Source organism: Yinghuangia sp. YIM S09857, assembly GCF_051388915.1.
GTDB lineage: Bacteria > Actinomycetota > Actinomycetes > Streptomycetales > Streptomycetaceae > Yinghuangia.
On sequence record NZ_JBPKBH010000030.1, the window covers coordinates 1 to 14,656 of the forward strand.

Sequence of the window (14,656 nt, forward strand, 5' to 3'; positions counted from 1 at the left end):
ACATCCAACCGGCGTCAGGCACCCCGAAGCCAACCGGCAACCCGGTCAACGTTTCCGGTCACAGCACTAGGTGGCGTCCTTCGATCAACTCCTGCAACGCCGCGGGCGCGTGGTCGATGCCCTGGACGGTGGCATAGGGGAACCGGATCTGTTCCGTGTGCAGCCAGCGTGCGAACTGCTCGTCCCATTCGGCCGGGACATCGGGGTGGTCGGCGCCGCGGTAGCCGCGTAGTGCGATGCCCTGGACGATCAGTCGATAGCTGTCCACCGATGCCGGGGAACTTCCGCCCGCGCGGTCCCCGGACAGCTGGCCCGACAACGCGCCGATCAGCGCGATGCGGGCGTTGGAACGCGCGACGGTGACGGCAGCGGTCAACTGGTCGCCACCCACGGTGTCCACAACCACGTCCAGCCCGTCCGGCGCGGCCCCGACCAGCAGGTCCGCGAAAGGTGCCGACCCGGGTACGACAACCGCATCGAAGGCGAACTCGTCGCGCAGCCGCGCGGCCTTGGCCGCGGAACGGGTGCTCCCGATCACGCGCCCGGCACCGAGCAGTCGGGCGATCTGCCCTGCCAGCACGCCGGTTGCCCCTGCCGCTCCGCTGACGAATACGGTGTCGCCCGTTCGGACCGGTGCCAGGCGGGTGAGTGCCCCGTACGCCGCCGAGCCCGTCGACAGGTGTGCCACCGGATCCGGGAACGCCCCGCTCGCCGTAGAGCAGTGGTCGGCCGCAAGCACGGCGAACTCCCGCCAGCCGTCCAGGTGTACGACCTCGTCGCCCGGCCGCAGTCCGACGCCCTCGCCCACCGCGACCACCTCGCCCAACGCCGGGCCGAACAACGTGTCGCCGGAACGCAGCGGCGGCAGAGGGACACCGTCGGTCTCGTCCCCCATCAAGGTGCGCAGCCCGGGAAATACGAGGAAGTAGCGGTTTCTGACGACCACTTCCCCGGGGCCCGGCGCGCGCAGCGGCATCTCGGCCACCAGGAGGTCGCTGTCGGCGGGCAGGCCGCGTGGCTGCGCGACGAGTTGGACCTCGCGAGATGTACGGGGGACCGCGGGCAGGCTCATGGGGGTGGACTCCTCGGGACGAGTGCGGTGCCGCGCCACCCCGACGTCCGGCCGTGGCGCCGCGGCGACGCTAAACCCTGACGCGCGGGTCAGGGGCAAGCGTGGCGTCGCTTCCGCGTTCGTCCGAAGGACACCTCACGGGCGGTGGGCCAAAGGGGAGGGACGCCGGCAACCCGGGTGAAGGCGTCGATGTCACAGACCGGTGGACTGGGCTGTCTCGGGAACGGAGGCGTGCGGCTGCGGCCCGGGGGTGGCCTCCTCTGGGCCTGACCGGCCGTGACCGGCGGGCGTACGGCGACCTAGGACGATGATCATGCGTGTTGCGGTATTTGGGGCTAATGGCCCGACGGGGCGTTTGCTTGTGGCTCAGGCGGTGGATGCCGGGCATGAGGTGGTTGCGGTGACGCGGCAGCCGGAGGGGTTCCCGGTGCGGCGTGAGGGGTTGGAGGTCGCGGGGGCCGACGTGTTGAGTGCGGAGGCCGTGGACGGGGTTGTGACCGGGTGCGATGCGGTGTTGTCGACGCTTGGGGTTCCCGCGGGGAAGAAGCCGATTGATACGTACTCGCGCGGGGTCGCGAACATCGTGGACGCGATGAAGCGGCATGGGGTGCGGCGGCTGGCGGTGGTGAGTTCCAGTGGCGTGGATCCGCAGCCTTACAGCGATGGCGGGTTCCTGTTCAACCGGCTGCTGCTGCCTTATGTCACGCGGGTGTTGGGCAAGACGATGTACGACGACATGCGCCGCATGGAGGCGCTCGTCCGGGACAGTGGGTTGGACTGGACGATCGTTCGGCCGAGCGGGCTGTACCACCTGCCCGCGGCCACTGAGTACACCGTGGTCGAGGGGCACGCCGACGCGCGGTTCACGGCTCGTGTGGACCTGGCCGCATGCATGCTGGCTCTGGTGGATGACGATCGTTATGTCGGCGGCACGGTCAGCGTGGTCACCACTGCGGACAATCCCACGATGCTTCAGTGGATTCGGCGTGAGGCGATGGCGAAGCGGTGAGGGGGCGTTCCCTCAAGAGACCGCCTCGGGCTCGTCGTTTGCGGTTCAGGTGCGGCGGGACCGCACAGCGGTCGGCCATGGGCGGGACCGCACAGCGGTCGGCCACGTCGGCAGCCGCTCCCACACAGTGGCTGCCGACATGACCGTTGCCGGGTGCTTCGCAGGGCGGTTCCTCATGCGGCCGGCTGGTGGGTGGCGCGGCCGCCCTTGGAGACGATGGTGGTGGCGTTCACGCGCTTGCTCCAGCCGAAGGTCTTGATCGGGCTGCCGCTGACGAACTCCTTGTACATGACGGCGGTTCGGCCGGTGAGGCGCATGCGGCGCGGGGTCTCGTCGGCCTTGGTGAACTGGATGACCGCGTCGCGGCGGCCGAGGCTCAGCGGCTCGTGGAAGTAGCCGAAGCGGAACGGCTTGGCGGCCTTGCCGCGGATCAGCCGGGCGATCGTGTCGGCGGTGTACTGGGCCGTGGGCAGGCCGCTCTGGCAGGTGCCGTGGAGCTGCCCGAAGTCCATCTGCACGGCTGCGGCGTCGCCGACGGCGTGGATCTGCGGGTGGGACACCGACCGCAGCGTGGCGTCGACGGTGATCAGGCCGCGGTCGTCGGTGGCGATCCCGGAGGCGGCGGCCAGCGGGGACACCTTGACGCCGGTCGTCCACAGGGTGGCGTCCGAGGGGAGCGTCCGGCCGTCGGCGAGTTCGACGGCGTCGGGCAGCACCTTGGTGATGCGGGCGCCGGTGACGACGGTGATGCCGAGGCGGTCCATCGCGCGGTGCAGGTACGCGCGGGCCTTCGGGCCCAGCATGCCGCCGGGCTCGTTCGTGCTGACCAGGGTGACGTGCAGGCCGGGGTGGCTCTCGGCGATCTCGGTGGCCGCCTCGATCCCGGTCGGCCCGCCGCCGCCGACCACGACCGTGCCGCCGGACGCCGCGACCTCGGCGAGCCGCGCGGCGAACCGTCCCGCGGTCTCCGGGCTGTTGAGGGTGAACGCGTGGGTGTCGGCACCGGGGACCCTGCCGGTGTCGGTCGAGCTGCCCAGCGCGTACACGAGTGTGTCGTACGCGAGCACTTCGGTGTCGTCCACGGTGACCCGCCTGGCCTCGGGGTCGATCGCGGTCGCGTAGCCCTGCACGAACGTGACGCCGGTCCCGTCCAGGATCTCGGGGATCCGGTGATACGCCAGCTCCTGCCCGGCGGCGATCTGGTGCATCCGCAGGCGCTCGACGAAGCGTTCGGACGGGTTGACCAGCGTGATCCGGACGTCCGTCCGGCGGGTGCGGTGGGCCAGCCGGATCGCGGTGAACATGCCCGTGTAGCCGGCACCGACAACGACGACGTGGTGGCTGGTGTTCATCTCGTCCTCCCCAGTTCGGGCACCGGCCTCGGTGCCGGTGACGCCTATGGGACAGACGGCTCCGTCCGGACGTGACAAGTCGTCGATGTGATGCAGGTCACATTGATTCGGACGGTCTTGGGCCGCGCCGGTGTCACAGCCGAACCTGCTGTCCGGTCCCGAGAAGTGACGGGGAATTCGCCGGACCGCGTGGGAGACACGGGTCGCCGGGCTTGGAACGAACCGAGAGGAAGGGGATCACCATGCGAGTGTTCGTGGCGGGTGGTACGGGAGTGCTGGGACGGCGCCTGGTTTCGCGTCTGGTCGCCGGCGGGCACCAGGTGACGGCGACGACGACCTCGGCGGCGCGGCTGGACGAGCTGGCGCGCCTCGGGGCCGACGGAGTCGTGATGGACGGCCTGGATCCGCTGTCGGTCGGTGAGGCGGTCGCCGCGGCGCGGCCGGAGGTGGTCGTCCACCAGATGACGGCGATCGGCCCCGCGCATTCCGGCAAGCCGGACATCAAGAACTTCGACAAGTGGTTCGCGCTGACGACCCGGCTGCGGACCGAGGGCACCGACAACCTGCTCGCCGCCGCGGAGGCGGCCGGCGCGGAGCACTTTGTGGCGCAGAGCTACGCGAGTTGGAACGGGATCCGGCAGGGCGGCTGGGTGAAGTCCGAGGAGGACCCGTTGGATCTGATCGAGGGAACGAAGGCGCAACCGGGCATGGCGGCGATCCGGTACCTGGAGGAAGCGGTCCTGGGAGCGGGCGGCGCGGTGCTGCGGTACGGCGCCCTCTACGGCCCCGGCGCCACGGACGACCAGGTGGAGCTGGTCCGGAAACGGCAGTTCCCGCTGGTCGGATCGGGCGAGGGACACTGCTCGTGGCTGCACCTCGACGACGCCGCGAGCGCGACCGTGCTCGCCGTGGAGCAGCGGGCGCGGGGCGTCTACAACATCGTGGACGACGAACCGGCCCCGGCGAACGCGTGGTTGCCGTATCTCGCCGAGTGCGCCGGAGGCAAGCGTCCGATGCGCGTCCCGGTGTGGCTGGCGCGCCTGCTGGCCGGCAAGGTCGCGGTCACGATGATGACGGAGGGACGCGGCTTCTCCAACGCGAAGGCGAAGCGCGAACTGGGGTGGGTGCCGCGGTATCCGTCGTGGCGCCAGGGGTTCCGGGAGGCGCTGGCATGACGGGGAAGGCCGAGGAGTTCCAGGAGCTGCGCCCCCTGCTGTTCGCCATCGCGTACCGCCTCCTCGGCAGCGTCGTCGAGGCGGAGGACGCCGTCCAGGAGACCTGGCTGCGCTACGCGCGCACCGAGACGCGGCCCGTGTCGGTGAAGGCCTTTCTGTCGGCGGCCGTCACCCGGGTCAGCCTCAACGTGCTGGCCTCGGCGCGCGTCCGGCGGGAGGCGTACGTCGGACAGTGGCTGCCCGAGCCGCTGCTCGACGACCCGTACCAGGACCCGGAGCGCTCGGCGGAGCTCGCCGACTCGGTGTCGATGGCGGCGCTGCTGCTCCTGGAGCGGCTGACCCCGCTGGAGCGTGCGGTCTTCGTGCTGCGCGAGGTCTTCGGCTTCGGTTTCCAGGAGATCGCCGAGGTCGTGGACCGGTCCGAGGCCGCGTGCCGGCAGTTGGCGGTACGCGCCCGCAGGCACATGGACGACGGCAGGCCGCGGTTCTCGGCGGATCGTAAGGAGCGTGAGGAGTTGTCCGCGCGGTTCTTCGACGCGCTGCGCGACGGCGATGTGGCAGGGCTGCGCGGACTCCTCGCCGCCGACGTGCGGATGACCTGGGACACCGATGGCACGCTCCCGCAGGTCCCCGGCGGCGTCTTCGGCGCCGAGAAGGTCACGCGCATGCTCACCGCGACCGCGCCCGGATGGATCGCAGCGGGTGCGAAGGTCGAACGGCGCGAGGTCAACGGCCAGTCGGGCGCGCTCGTGCTCGACGCCCAGGGCGGCGTCCTCGCGGTCATGGTCCTGGATGTTCTGGACGGACGCATCGACCGCATCCGCACGGTCGTTACTCCCGCGAAGCTCACGCACCTGCGCCCGAACCGCGCGGCGCCGAACCTCGCCGCGGACGCAACTCCGAGCCGAGCCGCCGATGCAACTCCGGGCTGCGCCGCGGACGCAGCTCCGAGCGAACAGCACTCAGGACGCCGCGCAGGCGGCCAAGGCGTCGACGAAGTCCCGGGCTGATTCCGGAACTTGGCCGGTCCGCAGCGCGACGTACACGTTGCGCACCGGTGGATCCACAAGTGGCCGTACGACCAAGTCCGGGCGGAGCGACGGGACCAGAAGACCGGGCGCGAGGGCCACGCCGTGCCCGGCCGCGACGAACGCCTGCTTGCCCAGCCAGCTTCCGCACTCGATGTCGATGCGCGGCGCGAATCCGGCGCGGGCGCACGCGGCGGTGAGCACCGACGCGGCGCCCGCGTAGTCCTCCACCCAGGTGTCGTCGGCGAGTTCGGCGAGGTCGACGGTGTCGCGCCCGACGAGCGGATGGTCGGACGGCAGCAGGCAGAAGAGGTCGTCGTCCGCGAGGTGCGTCATCGCGACCCCGTCGTGCGCGGGTACGCCCGGCGGGTAGTCGGTGATGACGGCCACGTCGAGGTCGCCGTCCAGCAGTCGCGGCAGCAGCTTCGGGGTGACGTCCTCGGCGAACGCGACGCGCACGTGCGGGTGTTCGGCGGCGAAAGCGGTCAGCGCACTCGGCAGCAGTCCGGCGGCGACCGAGGGCACCGCGCCGACGTGGAGACGGGTGATCGCGTGTGTGCGCGAGGCGGCGACGTCGCGTTCGGCGCGTTCGAGGCGGCGCAGGATGAGGACGGCGTGGTCGTGCAGGGCCTCACCGGCCGGGGTGGGGCGTACGCCGCGGGCGTGCCGCTCCAGGAGCGCGGTCTTCAGCTCCGCCTCCAGGCCGGCGATCTGGCGGGACAGCGCGGACTGGCTGTAGCCCAGGCGCAGCGCGGCCGCGCTGATCGAGCCGTCGCGGCAGACCGCGCAGAAGGCCCGGAGGCCGCTGATGTCCATGGCGCGAGTCTAGAACAGAGATATGCGTCAGACACATATCAAGCATGCAAGACATGCGCTGGTGAAATGACGGCCGGCCGACCACCATGGCCGTATGACATCCCCGCAGCTCACCCACATCACCGAGCCGGAAGGCGTCGCGCCCGGCACCGGATATACGCACGTCGTCGTCGGGTCCGGGCGGCTCGCCGTCATCTCCGGGCAGGTGGCTTACGACGAGAACGGCAAGCTCGTCGGGCGCGGCGACCCGGAGGCGCAGACCCGCCAGGTGTTCGAGAACCTGCGCCGCTGCTTGGCCGCCGTCGGTGCGACTTTCGACCACGTCGTCAAGTTCACGCACTTCGTGACGGACTTCGAGCACATCGGCATCGTGCGCACGGTGCGCGACGAGCACGTGAACACCCATCGGCCGCCCGCGAGTTCCGCCGTCCAGGTGGTACGCCTCTTCGACCCGGAGCTGATCGTCGAGATCGAGGCCCTGGTGCTGCTCCCCGACGATGCGGAGCGTGTCCGGTGAGGGTGGCGGTGTGCGGACTCGGGCGCATGGGCCGGGCGTTCGCGGGGGCGCTGGTTGCGGACGGCCACGACGTGACGGGGTGGAACCGTACGCCGCGTGCCGTCGAGGGCGTCCGTACCGCCGCGACGGCCGCCGAGGCGGTGCGCGGTGCCGAGGCCGTCGTCGTGATGGTGTTCGACGGACCGGCGGCCGAATCGGTCCTGTCGGGCCTTGAGGGCGTGCTGTCCGGAGGCGCGCTCGCGCCGGGCGCCCTCGTGGTGAACGCGACGACGCTGAGCCCCGACGAGTCCCGAGCGCTCGCGGCCGGAGCGGCCCGCGCGGGGGCACGTTACGTCGAGGCGCCCGTCCTCGGCTCGGTCCCGGCCGTGCGCTCCGGCACCGTGCAAGTACTCCTCGGCGGCACCGAGCAGGACGTGGCGGCGGCCGAACCGGTGCTGCACGCCTGGTCGTACGCCGGTACGCGCCGCCACGTCGGACCGGTCGGCTCCGCGTCCGCGCTCAAGCTGGCCGCGAACCTCACCCTCGGCGCCGCTGTGGCGGGCCTCCACGACGCGGTACGGCTGGGCGAACACCTGGGTCTGCGACGCGCCGACGTCCTGGACGTCGTGCAACGCGGCGTCCTCGGACGCCTGGTCGAGGGGAAGCGAACGAGGCTGGACGACGAGGACTACACGGGGGCGGACTTCACGCTCGGTGCGCTGGCGAAGGACCTCGCGTTGGCCGTCGGCCAGTGCGGAGACGCCCTGCCGGTGACCGCCGCGGCCCGCCGACTCGTCGAGGAAGCCGCGGTCGCAAACGGAGAGTTGGACATCGCCGGCCTCGGCGCCTCAGGCGTCCGCGAAAAAAATCCGCCGAGTAGCGATGAGTCTCGATGACGCCTCCGGTCTAACCCTTCGACAGCAGCGAACAACTCGCGGATACCGCGGATACCTCGGAGGGTGACATGGCCACCACGGTGAACACGCAGGCAGCAGTCGGCACTTCGCGCCGCATCACGGCGACGGCGGGCACGGATGCCGGAACGCGGACGCAGACGGCGGTCGGACCGGTCTGGAAGGTCGCGAGCCTTGCGTCACTGGGCGGCCTGGCGGTCGCCGGGATCTACGAGGCGATCGTGCGCGCGGCGGGCGTCTCGTTCGACATGGGTGCCTCGGCGGCCGACTCCAAGCCCGTTCCGGCCGGCGGCTTCGTCGGGTTCACCGTGATGTTCGCGGTGGCCGGGATCCTGTTCGCCCTGGCGCTGGCACGTTGGGCGAAGCGCCCGGGCCGCACGTACGCGGTCACCGCCTGGGCCGTCGTGGCCGCCTCGCTGGCGCTGCCCTTCCTGCCCCCGTACATGGACGGCGACACGCGCGTCGTGCTGGTCATCTCGCACCTGGTGGTCGCGGCCGCCGTCGTCCCGGTCGTCGCCAAGCGCCTCGACCGGATCACTCGGTGACGGAACCCCCGCGCAGACACCGCACTGCGACCCCCAGAACGGCCCCGGGACCATCACCCCGGGGCCGTTCCGCGTCCTGCGCCCGCAACATCCCCACCCACAGCCGCAATTCGCACACTCAGCCGCCCGTCGGCACCCCGTGCCACCTCACCCGCAACCGTCGTCCGATGCAGGATGCGCCGCACGTCACCGAAGTCCGCAACCGCCCGATGCTGTGTGGCTCGGTTGTCCCAGATGGCCACGTCCCCAGGCCGCCACGACCAACGCACGGTGTTCTCGACGCGTGTTATGTGGGTCTGGAAGAGCCGCATCAGAAGGTCGGACTGGTCGCGCGTATGCCCCACGATGCGCTGCGCGAAGTCACCCAATAGCAACGTGCGTTCACCGCTGACCGGATGCACGCACACAAGCGGGTGTTCGGCCTCCATGGGCGCCGCGGCGGCCATCTCGCGGTACCAGGCGTACGCCTCTGACTCACGGTCCCGTGCCAACGCGGCATAGTCGTACGCGTTGCTGTGCACCACCCGAAGCCGAACCGCGAGTTCCTGCAACGCGGGTGTCAGATCCTCGTACGCCGAAGCGGTGTCGGCCCATATCGTGTCGCCGCCGGTCTCCGGGAGCACGATCGCGCGCAGCACGGACGCGGACGGGAAGTCCGCCATGAACGTGAGGTCCGTGTGCCACTGGTCGGCGAGGCCGCCGTACTCGCTGGTGATCGGATGGACGAACAGGCCTTCCTGGTCGACCAAAGGGTGCCCGACCGGCGGTCCGAGCCGGCTCGTGAACGCCACTTGCGCCGCGTCCGTCAGGTGCTGCTGCCCGCGGAAGAAGACCACCTTGTGGCGGTGCAGCGCGGTGCGGATCGCTTCCACGTTGTGCGGGCCGAGGTCGCCGGACAGGCGTACGCCGCCGATGATCGCGCCGATTCGCGGCGTCAGCGGGGATATGCCGATGACCTCGGGATCGGAGACGGTCACGGTGGATCCCCCGGTCGGTTCGACGGTGCGTGTGGTGGTCATCCTGGCAGGTCGGGATCGGGGACTTCGCGGCTGGTGGGGGAGGGCAAGGCGTGGCCTGATCCTTGCGAATGGTGGCTGTCCGGCCACTCGTCGCGGGCGGCGTCGGGCGGCAGGGTTGGTTTGCGGGCGATCGGATGGCGATCGGCCACGAGGCAACCGAGGAGATCGAGATGAAGATGAGGGCGATTGGCCAGGACGGGTTCGGCGGTCCTGAGGTGCTCAAGGTGGTCGAGGTCGAGCGGCCGGAGCCGGGACCCGCGGAGGTGTTGGTGCGGGTGCACGCGGCGGGGGTCAATCCGACCGACTCGTGGCACCGCGCGACCGGCGGGCTCGCGGGCGGTGCGGCGCCGATCCGACTTGGGTGGGACGTGTCCGGAGTGGTGGAGGCGGTCGGCCTCGGCGTGACGCTCTTCCGGCCCGGCGACGAGGTGTTCGGTATGCCGCGCCACCCGGCTCCGGCCGGGACATATGCGGAGTACGTCACCTCCCCGGCCCGCCACCTGGCCCTCAAGCCGGCCGCGCTCTCGCACGCCGAGGCCGCCGCCCTGCCGCTCGCCGCGCTGACCGGGTGGCAGGCGCTGGTCGACGTGGCCGGGGTCCGCGAGGGGCAGCGGGTCCTTGTGCACGCGGCGGCGGGTGGGGTCGGGCACCTTGCGGTGCAGATCGCGAAGGCGCGCGGGGCGTACGTCATCGGGACCGCGCGCGAGGCCAAGCACGGGTTCCTGCGCGAGCTCGGTGCCGACGAGGCCGTGGACTACACGCAGGTCGACTTCGCCGAGGCGGTGCGGGACGTGGACGTCGTCCTCGACGCGATAGGCGGCGAGTACGGCCCGCGCTCGTTGCGTACCCTCCGCCCCGGCGGCATCGTCGTCTCCCTCGCCTCGCCCGCCGAGGCGCGCCTCTCGGAGGAGGCCGAACCGCTGGGCCTGCGCGCGGCGTTCATGGCGGTCGAGGCCGATCACGCGGGCATGCGCGCGATCGCGGCCCTCGCCGAGAGCGGCCGGCTGCGTCCGCGCATCGAGGCCGTGCTGCCGCTCGAACTGGCCGCACAGGCCCACGAGAGCGCGGAGAGCGGGCGCACCACGGGGAAGATCGTGCTCGCCGTGGCGGATTGAGCGGGAGATGGACGGGGAGCAGGGGGGGCGGGCACCCGCAACTCCGCACGTCCGCCCCGCTCCCGCGCACCTGCCCCGCGCCGCGCGTCCGCCCGGCCACGCGCACCTGCCCCGCGCCGCGCGTCCGCCCGGCCACGCGCACCTGCCCCGCGCCGCGCGTCCGCCCGGCCACGCGCACCTGCCCCGCGCCGCGCGTCCGCCCGGCCACGCGCACCTGCCCCGCGCCGCGCGTCCGCCCGGCCACGCGCACCTGCCCCGCGCCGCGCGTCCGCCCGGCCACGCGCACCTGCCCCGCGCCGCGCGTCCGCCCGGCCACGCGCACCTGCCCCGCGCCGCGCGTCCGCCCGGCCACGCGCACCTGCCCCGCGCCGCGCGTCCGCCCGGCCACGCGCACCTGCCCCGCGCCGCGCGTCCGCCCGGCCACGCGCACCTGCCCCGCGCCGCGCGTCCGCCCGGCCACGCGCACCTGCCCCGCGCCGCGCGTCCGCCCGGCCACGCGCACCTGCCCCGCGCCGCGCGTCCGCCCGGCCACGCGCACCTGCCCCGCGCCGCGCGTCCGCCCGGCCACGCGCACCTGCCCCGCGCCGCGCGTCCGCCCGGCCACGCGCACCTGCCCCGCGCCGCGCGTCCGCCCGGCCACGCGCACCTGCCCCGCGCCGCGCGTCCGCCCGGCCACGCGCACCTGCCCCGCGCCGCGCGTCCGCCCGGCCACGCGCACCTGCCCCGCGCCGCGCGTCCGCCCGGCCACGCGCACCTGCCCCGCGCCGCGCGTCCGCCCGGCCACGCGCACCTGCCCCGCGCCGCGCGTCCGCCCGGCCACGCGCACCTGCCCCGCGCCGCGCGTCCGCCCGGCCACGCGCACCTGCCCCGCGCCGCGCGTCCGCCCGGCCACGCGCACCTGCCCCGCGCCGCGCGTCCGCCCCGCGCACTCGTTCCGGCCTACTCCGAATAGCGCCGGCGCAGTTCGCGCTTGAGGATCTTGTGCGACGGGCCGAGCGGCATCTCGTCGACGAACTCGATGCGGCGCGGGTACTTGTGGCGGCCCAGGCGCTCCCGCGCCCACGCGACGATGTCGTCCTCGGACGGCTTCGCGTCGGCCGCGGTGTCCGCGACGACGACGGCGCAGACTTCCTCGCCGTGCACCGGGTCGGGCAGGCCGATCACCGCGACCTGGGTGATCGCGGGGTGCCGCATCAGCACGTCCTCGACCTCCAACGGGTAGACGTTGAAGCCGCCGCGGATCACGATGTCCTTCTTCCGGTCCACGATCCGCAGGAAGCCGTCGGTGTCCTTGGTGCCCAGGTCGCCGGTGCGGAACCAGCCGTCCACCAAGGCCTCTTGGGTGGCCTCGGGACGGCCGAGGTAGCCGCTGAAGACGTTGTGGCCGCGGATGACGACCTCGCCGAGCGTGTCGTGCGGTAGGAGTTCGATGCGTTCGTCGAGGTCCGCGCGGGCTATCTCGACCTCGACGCCCCACAGCGGGTGGCCGACTGTGCCCGCCCGGGCACCGAAGGCCGGCTGGTTGACGGTGGTGCCCGGCGACGTCTCGGACAGCCCGTAGCCCTCGAACACCGGGGCGCCGTACACCTTTTCGAAGTCCTCCAGCACCGACGTCGGGAGCGCGGCGCCCCCGGAGATGCAGAACCGCAGCTTCGGCAAACGCTCGGCGTGCCGCGCGGCCTCGATGAGCGCGACGTACATCGTCGGGACGCCGTGGAAGGACGTGACGCCCTCGTCCGCCATCAGCTTCACCGCGTCGGCCGCGGTGAACCTCGGCAGCAGCACGAGCGTCGCGCCCGCCCGCCAGGTGGAGTTCATGCTGACCGTCTGCCCGAACGAGTGGAACAGCGGCAGCGCGCCGAGCGCTACGTCGTCGGCGCGCACGTCGTTGGTGTCGAAGGCGTTGACCGTCGCGTTCATCACCATGTTGAGATGACTCAGCACCGCGCCCTTCGGAACTCCCGTGGTACCGCTGGTGTAGAAGACCACCGCCGGATCCTCGGAATCGCGCGTCACGTACGTCGGAAGCGGCTCGACATCCGCGGCCAGGTCCTCCAGCCGCCCGTCCGCCCCCGGCACCGGGACGTCGGGGCCGAGCGTGATCATCCGGACCCCGACCCGGGCCGCCGCCGCGGCGCCGGTCTCGGCCTGCGCCACGTGGCACAGCAGCAGGGACGCGCCGCTGTCGCGCAGCACGTGCTCGGCCTCGTCCACGGTCAGCAGCAGGTGGACCGGGACGACGACGCCGCCCGCAGCCAGCACCGCGTAGTAGGCGCGGGGGAATTCGCTGGTGTTGGGGGCCATGAGCGCCACCCGGTCGCCGGGACGTACGCCCAGGCGTTCGAGCGCGGCCGCCTGCCCGCGCGCCTGCCGCCACAACTCCGCGAAACCGATCCGTTGTGCGCCCTCCACGAGGGCGGTGTGCTCCGGACGGCGCCAGGCCGGCTCCGCCAGCACGGCGGCGAGGGACAACATGGCCATCTGCGGTGCTCCGTTCCCCGTGATCGACAAGGTACGTTCACATAGTTAGCAGTGCTAATTTTGGACTATAGACTTGCTCGCCCCACCAGGGAAGAGCCGCCGCCGCGCATCGGCCCCGACTCGGACCGGAGGCACGACCGAGGCACGTCCGAGACGCCGACTGAGACAATGCGGCGCACACCCCAGGAGGCACGCATCGTGGGCCGGCCCCGCCAACCGCTGCTCAGCCGCGACCGCATCGTCGACACCGCCCTGGCCCTCGTGGACGCGGAGGGGCTGGACGTCGTCTCGACCCGGCGCCTGGCCGCCGAGCTGGGGGTCAGCGGCCCCGCGCTGTACAACCACTTCGCGACCAAGGACGAGCTCATCGACGCGGTGGTCGACACCGTCCTCGGCGAGGTGGACATCAGCGTGTTCGCGAAGGTGCCGGCCCGCGCGGACCGGGACGACTCGATGACCTGGGACGAGGCGCTGCGCGTGTGGGCCCGCTCGTACCACGCCGTGCTGGGCGCGCACCCCAACCTCGTGCCCGCGCTCGCCCCCGGTCCGGCGCGTCGGCCGAACGCGCTGCGCATGGCCGACGCGGTGTTCGGGGCGCTCGTCGTCTCCGGCTGGCCGCGCGCCCAGGCCACGCGCGTCGGGGTGCTGATGCGCTACTTCGTCACCGGTTCCGCGCTCGGCTCGTTCGCGGGAGGGTTCCCGGACGACGCCGCACTGTACGCGGGGGAGTACCCGCACCTGGACCAGGCCCATCTGCTCGCGGACGCGCAGCGCGAGATCAACGAGAACGCGTTCGAGGCGGGCCTGGAGGCGCTGCTGTACGGCCTGGCGGACCGCTACGCGCGGGTGCGGGTGCGTTGAGCTGAGGTCTCCGAAGTGCCGTGGAGGCCACTCTCGGCCTCTGCCGGCGCCGCGCGCCCAGCGCCGCCGCGCCACGGGCTTGAGTCGAGGACAAGCCACGAGCTGAGCCACACGGGGTACGTCTCCCGGCGTCCGCGCAAAAAGTCCGCGCGGCACCGATGAGTTCCCGGACGTGGGTGAGTCCATAGAAAGACGGCACTTTCGCGCACCACACCCAGCAGGAGGCTCCCCATGACCGGCAGCGGATTCACCACGTGCCTCTGGTTCGACGGCCAGGCCGAGGAGGCCGCGGCGCACTACCTGTCGATCTTCAAGAACGGCTCCATCGGCCGCGCCACCCGCTACCCCGAGGGCGACTACCCCGAGGGCACGATGGGCAAGCCCGGCGACGTCATGGAGATCGAGTTCGAGGTCAACGGCCACAAGTTCGTCGGCCTCAACGGCGGCCCGCAGTTCAAGTTCAACGAGGCCATCTCGTTCCAGATCCCGTGTGCGGACCAGGCCGAGGTCGACTATTACTGGGACAAGCTCTCCGAAGGCGGCGAGAAGGGCCCGTGCGGCTGGCTCAAGGACAAGTTCGGCCTGTCCTGGCAGGTCTTCCCGTCCGAGCTCGTCGACATGATCACCGATGCCGACCCGGACAAGGCCCGCCGCGCCACCGAGGCCATGATGAAGATGTCGAAGATCGACCTCGACACGCTGCGCAAGGCGTTCGCCGGAGAGTGAGGCCCGCCGCGGCCCACACACGCAGGGCGCGCCTCTGTCGAAAGACA

Annotated in this window: 15 protein-coding genes; 10 read left to right on the plus strand and 5 right to left on the minus strand. The window is 72.2% G+C overall.

What is annotated here, in order from left to right; genetic code table 11:
• Positions 1-58: 58 nt before the first annotated feature.
• Positions 59-1,072 carry an MDR family NADP-dependent oxidoreductase gene (locus ACRX5S_RS38180; RefSeq protein ID WP_436777861.1) on the minus strand — a complete coding sequence of 338 codons (1,014 nt, stop codon included), beginning with the start codon at positions 1,070-1,072 and terminating at the stop codon, positions 59-61.
• A 313-nt stretch (positions 1,073-1,385) separates the two neighbouring features.
• On the opposite strand from ACRX5S_RS38180, the gene ACRX5S_RS38185 reads away from it, so the two are divergent.
• Complete coding sequence (locus ACRX5S_RS38185) at positions 1,386-2,081, plus strand: NAD(P)-dependent oxidoreductase (protein WP_436777862.1); 696 nt, start codon at positions 1,386-1,388, stop codon at positions 2,079-2,081.
• A gap of 173 nt (positions 2,082-2,254) precedes the next feature.
• Here ACRX5S_RS38185 and ACRX5S_RS38190 read toward each other — a convergent pair whose 3' ends face one another.
• The gene (locus ACRX5S_RS38190; protein ID WP_436777863.1) at positions 2,255-3,433 is read right to left on the minus strand and encodes an NAD(P)/FAD-dependent oxidoreductase; all 1,179 of its coding nucleotides are present in this window, start codon (positions 3,431-3,433) and stop codon (positions 2,255-2,257) included.
• 242 nt (positions 3,434-3,675) lie between these two features.
• Here ACRX5S_RS38190 and ACRX5S_RS38195 point away from each other — a divergent pair, with 242 nt between their 5' ends.
• The gene (locus ACRX5S_RS38195; RefSeq protein ID WP_436777864.1) at positions 3,676-4,608 is read left to right on the plus strand and encodes an NAD-dependent epimerase/dehydratase family protein; all 933 of its coding nucleotides are present in this window, start codon (positions 3,676-3,678) and stop codon (positions 4,606-4,608) included.
• Entirely contained in the window at positions 4,605-5,618 is a 1,014-nt protein-coding gene (locus ACRX5S_RS38200; RefSeq protein ID WP_436777865.1) for an RNA polymerase sigma-70 factor, read from the plus strand. Before ACRX5S_RS38195 ends, ACRX5S_RS38200 begins: the two co-directional genes overlap by 4 nt.
• On the opposite strand, the gene ACRX5S_RS38205 is transcribed toward ACRX5S_RS38200, so the two are convergent.
• The gene (locus tag ACRX5S_RS38205; RefSeq protein WP_436777866.1) at positions 5,571-6,452 is read right to left on the minus strand and encodes a LysR family transcriptional regulator; all 882 of its coding nucleotides are present in this window, start codon (positions 6,450-6,452) and stop codon (positions 5,571-5,573) included. The genes ACRX5S_RS38200 and ACRX5S_RS38205 overlap by 48 nt on opposite strands.
• A 94-nt stretch (positions 6,453-6,546) precedes the next feature.
• Here ACRX5S_RS38205 and ACRX5S_RS38210 point away from each other — a divergent pair, with 94 nt between their 5' ends.
• The 3 genes from ACRX5S_RS38210 (at position 6,547) to ACRX5S_RS38220 (ending at position 8,407) form a co-directional block, all read left to right on the plus strand.
• Positions 6,547-6,969, plus strand: coding sequence for a RidA family protein (locus ACRX5S_RS38210; RefSeq protein WP_436777867.1), 423 nt, complete (start codon positions 6,547-6,549; stop codon positions 6,967-6,969).
• Positions 6,966-7,844: an NAD(P)-dependent oxidoreductase gene (locus tag ACRX5S_RS38215; protein WP_436777868.1), complete on the plus strand. Its 879-nt coding sequence runs from the start codon at positions 6,966-6,968 to the stop codon at positions 7,842-7,844. The genes ACRX5S_RS38210 and ACRX5S_RS38215 overlap by 4 nt, the downstream gene beginning before the upstream one ends.
• Before the next feature lie 68 nt (positions 7,845-7,912).
• Positions 7,913-8,407 (plus strand): DUF6069 family protein, encoded by a 495-nt coding sequence (locus ACRX5S_RS38220; RefSeq protein ID WP_436777869.1) that lies wholly within the window; start codon positions 7,913-7,915, stop codon positions 8,405-8,407.
• Positions 8,408-8,460: 53 nt separating this feature from the next.
• Here the strand turns inward: ACRX5S_RS38220 and ACRX5S_RS38225 are convergent, their stop codons facing one another.
• A complete protein-coding gene (locus tag ACRX5S_RS38225) occupies positions 8,461-9,426 on the minus strand; it encodes a TauD/TfdA dioxygenase family protein (protein ID WP_436777870.1) in 966 nt (321 codons plus the stop codon).
• A 176-nt stretch (positions 9,427-9,602) separates the two neighbouring features.
• Here ACRX5S_RS38225 and ACRX5S_RS38230 point away from each other — a divergent pair, with 176 nt between their 5' ends.
• The gene (locus ACRX5S_RS38230) at positions 9,603-10,541 is read left to right on the plus strand and encodes an NADP-dependent oxidoreductase (protein ID WP_436777950.1); all 939 of its coding nucleotides are present in this window, start codon (positions 9,603-9,605) and stop codon (positions 10,539-10,541) included.
• Positions 10,542-10,548: 7 nt separating this feature from the next.
• Entirely contained in the window at positions 10,549-11,493 is a 945-nt protein-coding gene (locus ACRX5S_RS38235) for a hypothetical protein (RefSeq protein WP_436777871.1), read from the plus strand.
• Here ACRX5S_RS38235 and ACRX5S_RS38240 read toward each other — a convergent pair.
• Positions 11,481-13,022, minus strand: coding sequence for a long-chain-fatty-acid--CoA ligase (locus ACRX5S_RS38240; protein ID WP_436777872.1), 1,542 nt, complete (start codon positions 13,020-13,022; stop codon positions 11,481-11,483). The genes ACRX5S_RS38235 and ACRX5S_RS38240 overlap by 13 nt on opposite strands.
• A 198-nt stretch (positions 13,023-13,220) precedes the next feature.
• On the opposite strand from ACRX5S_RS38240, the gene ACRX5S_RS38245 reads away from it, so the two are divergent.
• Entirely contained in the window at positions 13,221-13,883 is a 663-nt protein-coding gene (locus ACRX5S_RS38245; RefSeq protein WP_436777873.1) for a TetR/AcrR family transcriptional regulator, read from the plus strand.
• Positions 13,884-14,114: 231 nt separating this feature from the next.
• Positions 14,115-14,609: a VOC family protein gene (locus tag ACRX5S_RS38250; protein WP_436777874.1), complete on the plus strand. Its 495-nt coding sequence runs from the start codon at positions 14,115-14,117 to the stop codon at positions 14,607-14,609.
• Positions 14,610-14,656 lie beyond the last annotated feature (47 nt).

Excerpts from the sequence above, each read along its gene's own strand:
- ACRX5S_RS38180 (WP_436777861.1), bottom strand. The coding sequence starts at position 1,072 with ATGAGCCTGCCCGCGGTCCCCCGTACATCTCGCGAGGTCCAACTCGTC.
- ACRX5S_RS38185 (WP_436777862.1), top strand. The coding sequence starts at position 1,386 with ATGCGTGTTGCGGTATTTGGGGCTAATGGCCCGACGGGGCGTTTGCTT.
- ACRX5S_RS38190 (WP_436777863.1), bottom strand. The coding sequence starts at position 3,433 with ATGAACACCAGCCACCACGTCGTCGTTGTCGGTGCCGGCTACACGGGC.
- ACRX5S_RS38195 (WP_436777864.1), top strand. The coding sequence starts at position 3,676 with ATGCGAGTGTTCGTGGCGGGTGGTACGGGAGTGCTGGGACGGCGCCTG.
- ACRX5S_RS38200 (WP_436777865.1), top strand. The coding sequence starts at position 4,605 with ATGACGGGGAAGGCCGAGGAGTTCCAGGAGCTGCGCCCCCTGCTGTTC.
- ACRX5S_RS38205 (WP_436777866.1), bottom strand. The coding sequence starts at position 6,452 with ATGGACATCAGCGGCCTCCGGGCCTTCTGCGCGGTCTGCCGCGACGGC.
- ACRX5S_RS38210 (WP_436777867.1), top strand. The coding sequence starts at position 6,547 with ATGACATCCCCGCAGCTCACCCACATCACCGAGCCGGAAGGCGTCGCG.
- ACRX5S_RS38220 (WP_436777869.1), top strand. The coding sequence starts at position 7,913 with ATGGCCACCACGGTGAACACGCAGGCAGCAGTCGGCACTTCGCGCCGC.
- ACRX5S_RS38225 (WP_436777870.1), bottom strand. The coding sequence starts at position 9,426 with ATGACCACCACACGCACCGTCGAACCGACCGGGGGATCCACCGTGACC.
- ACRX5S_RS38230 (WP_436777950.1), top strand. The coding sequence starts at position 9,603 with ATGAGGGCGATTGGCCAGGACGGGTTCGGCGGTCCTGAGGTGCTCAAG.
- ACRX5S_RS38235 (WP_436777871.1), top strand. The coding sequence starts at position 10,549 with ATGGACGGGGAGCAGGGGGGGCGGGCACCCGCAACTCCGCACGTCCGC.
- ACRX5S_RS38240 (WP_436777872.1), bottom strand. The coding sequence starts at position 13,022 with ATGGCCATGTTGTCCCTCGCCGCCGTGCTGGCGGAGCCGGCCTGGCGC.
- ACRX5S_RS38250 (WP_436777874.1), top strand. The coding sequence starts at position 14,115 with ATGACCGGCAGCGGATTCACCACGTGCCTCTGGTTCGACGGCCAGGCC.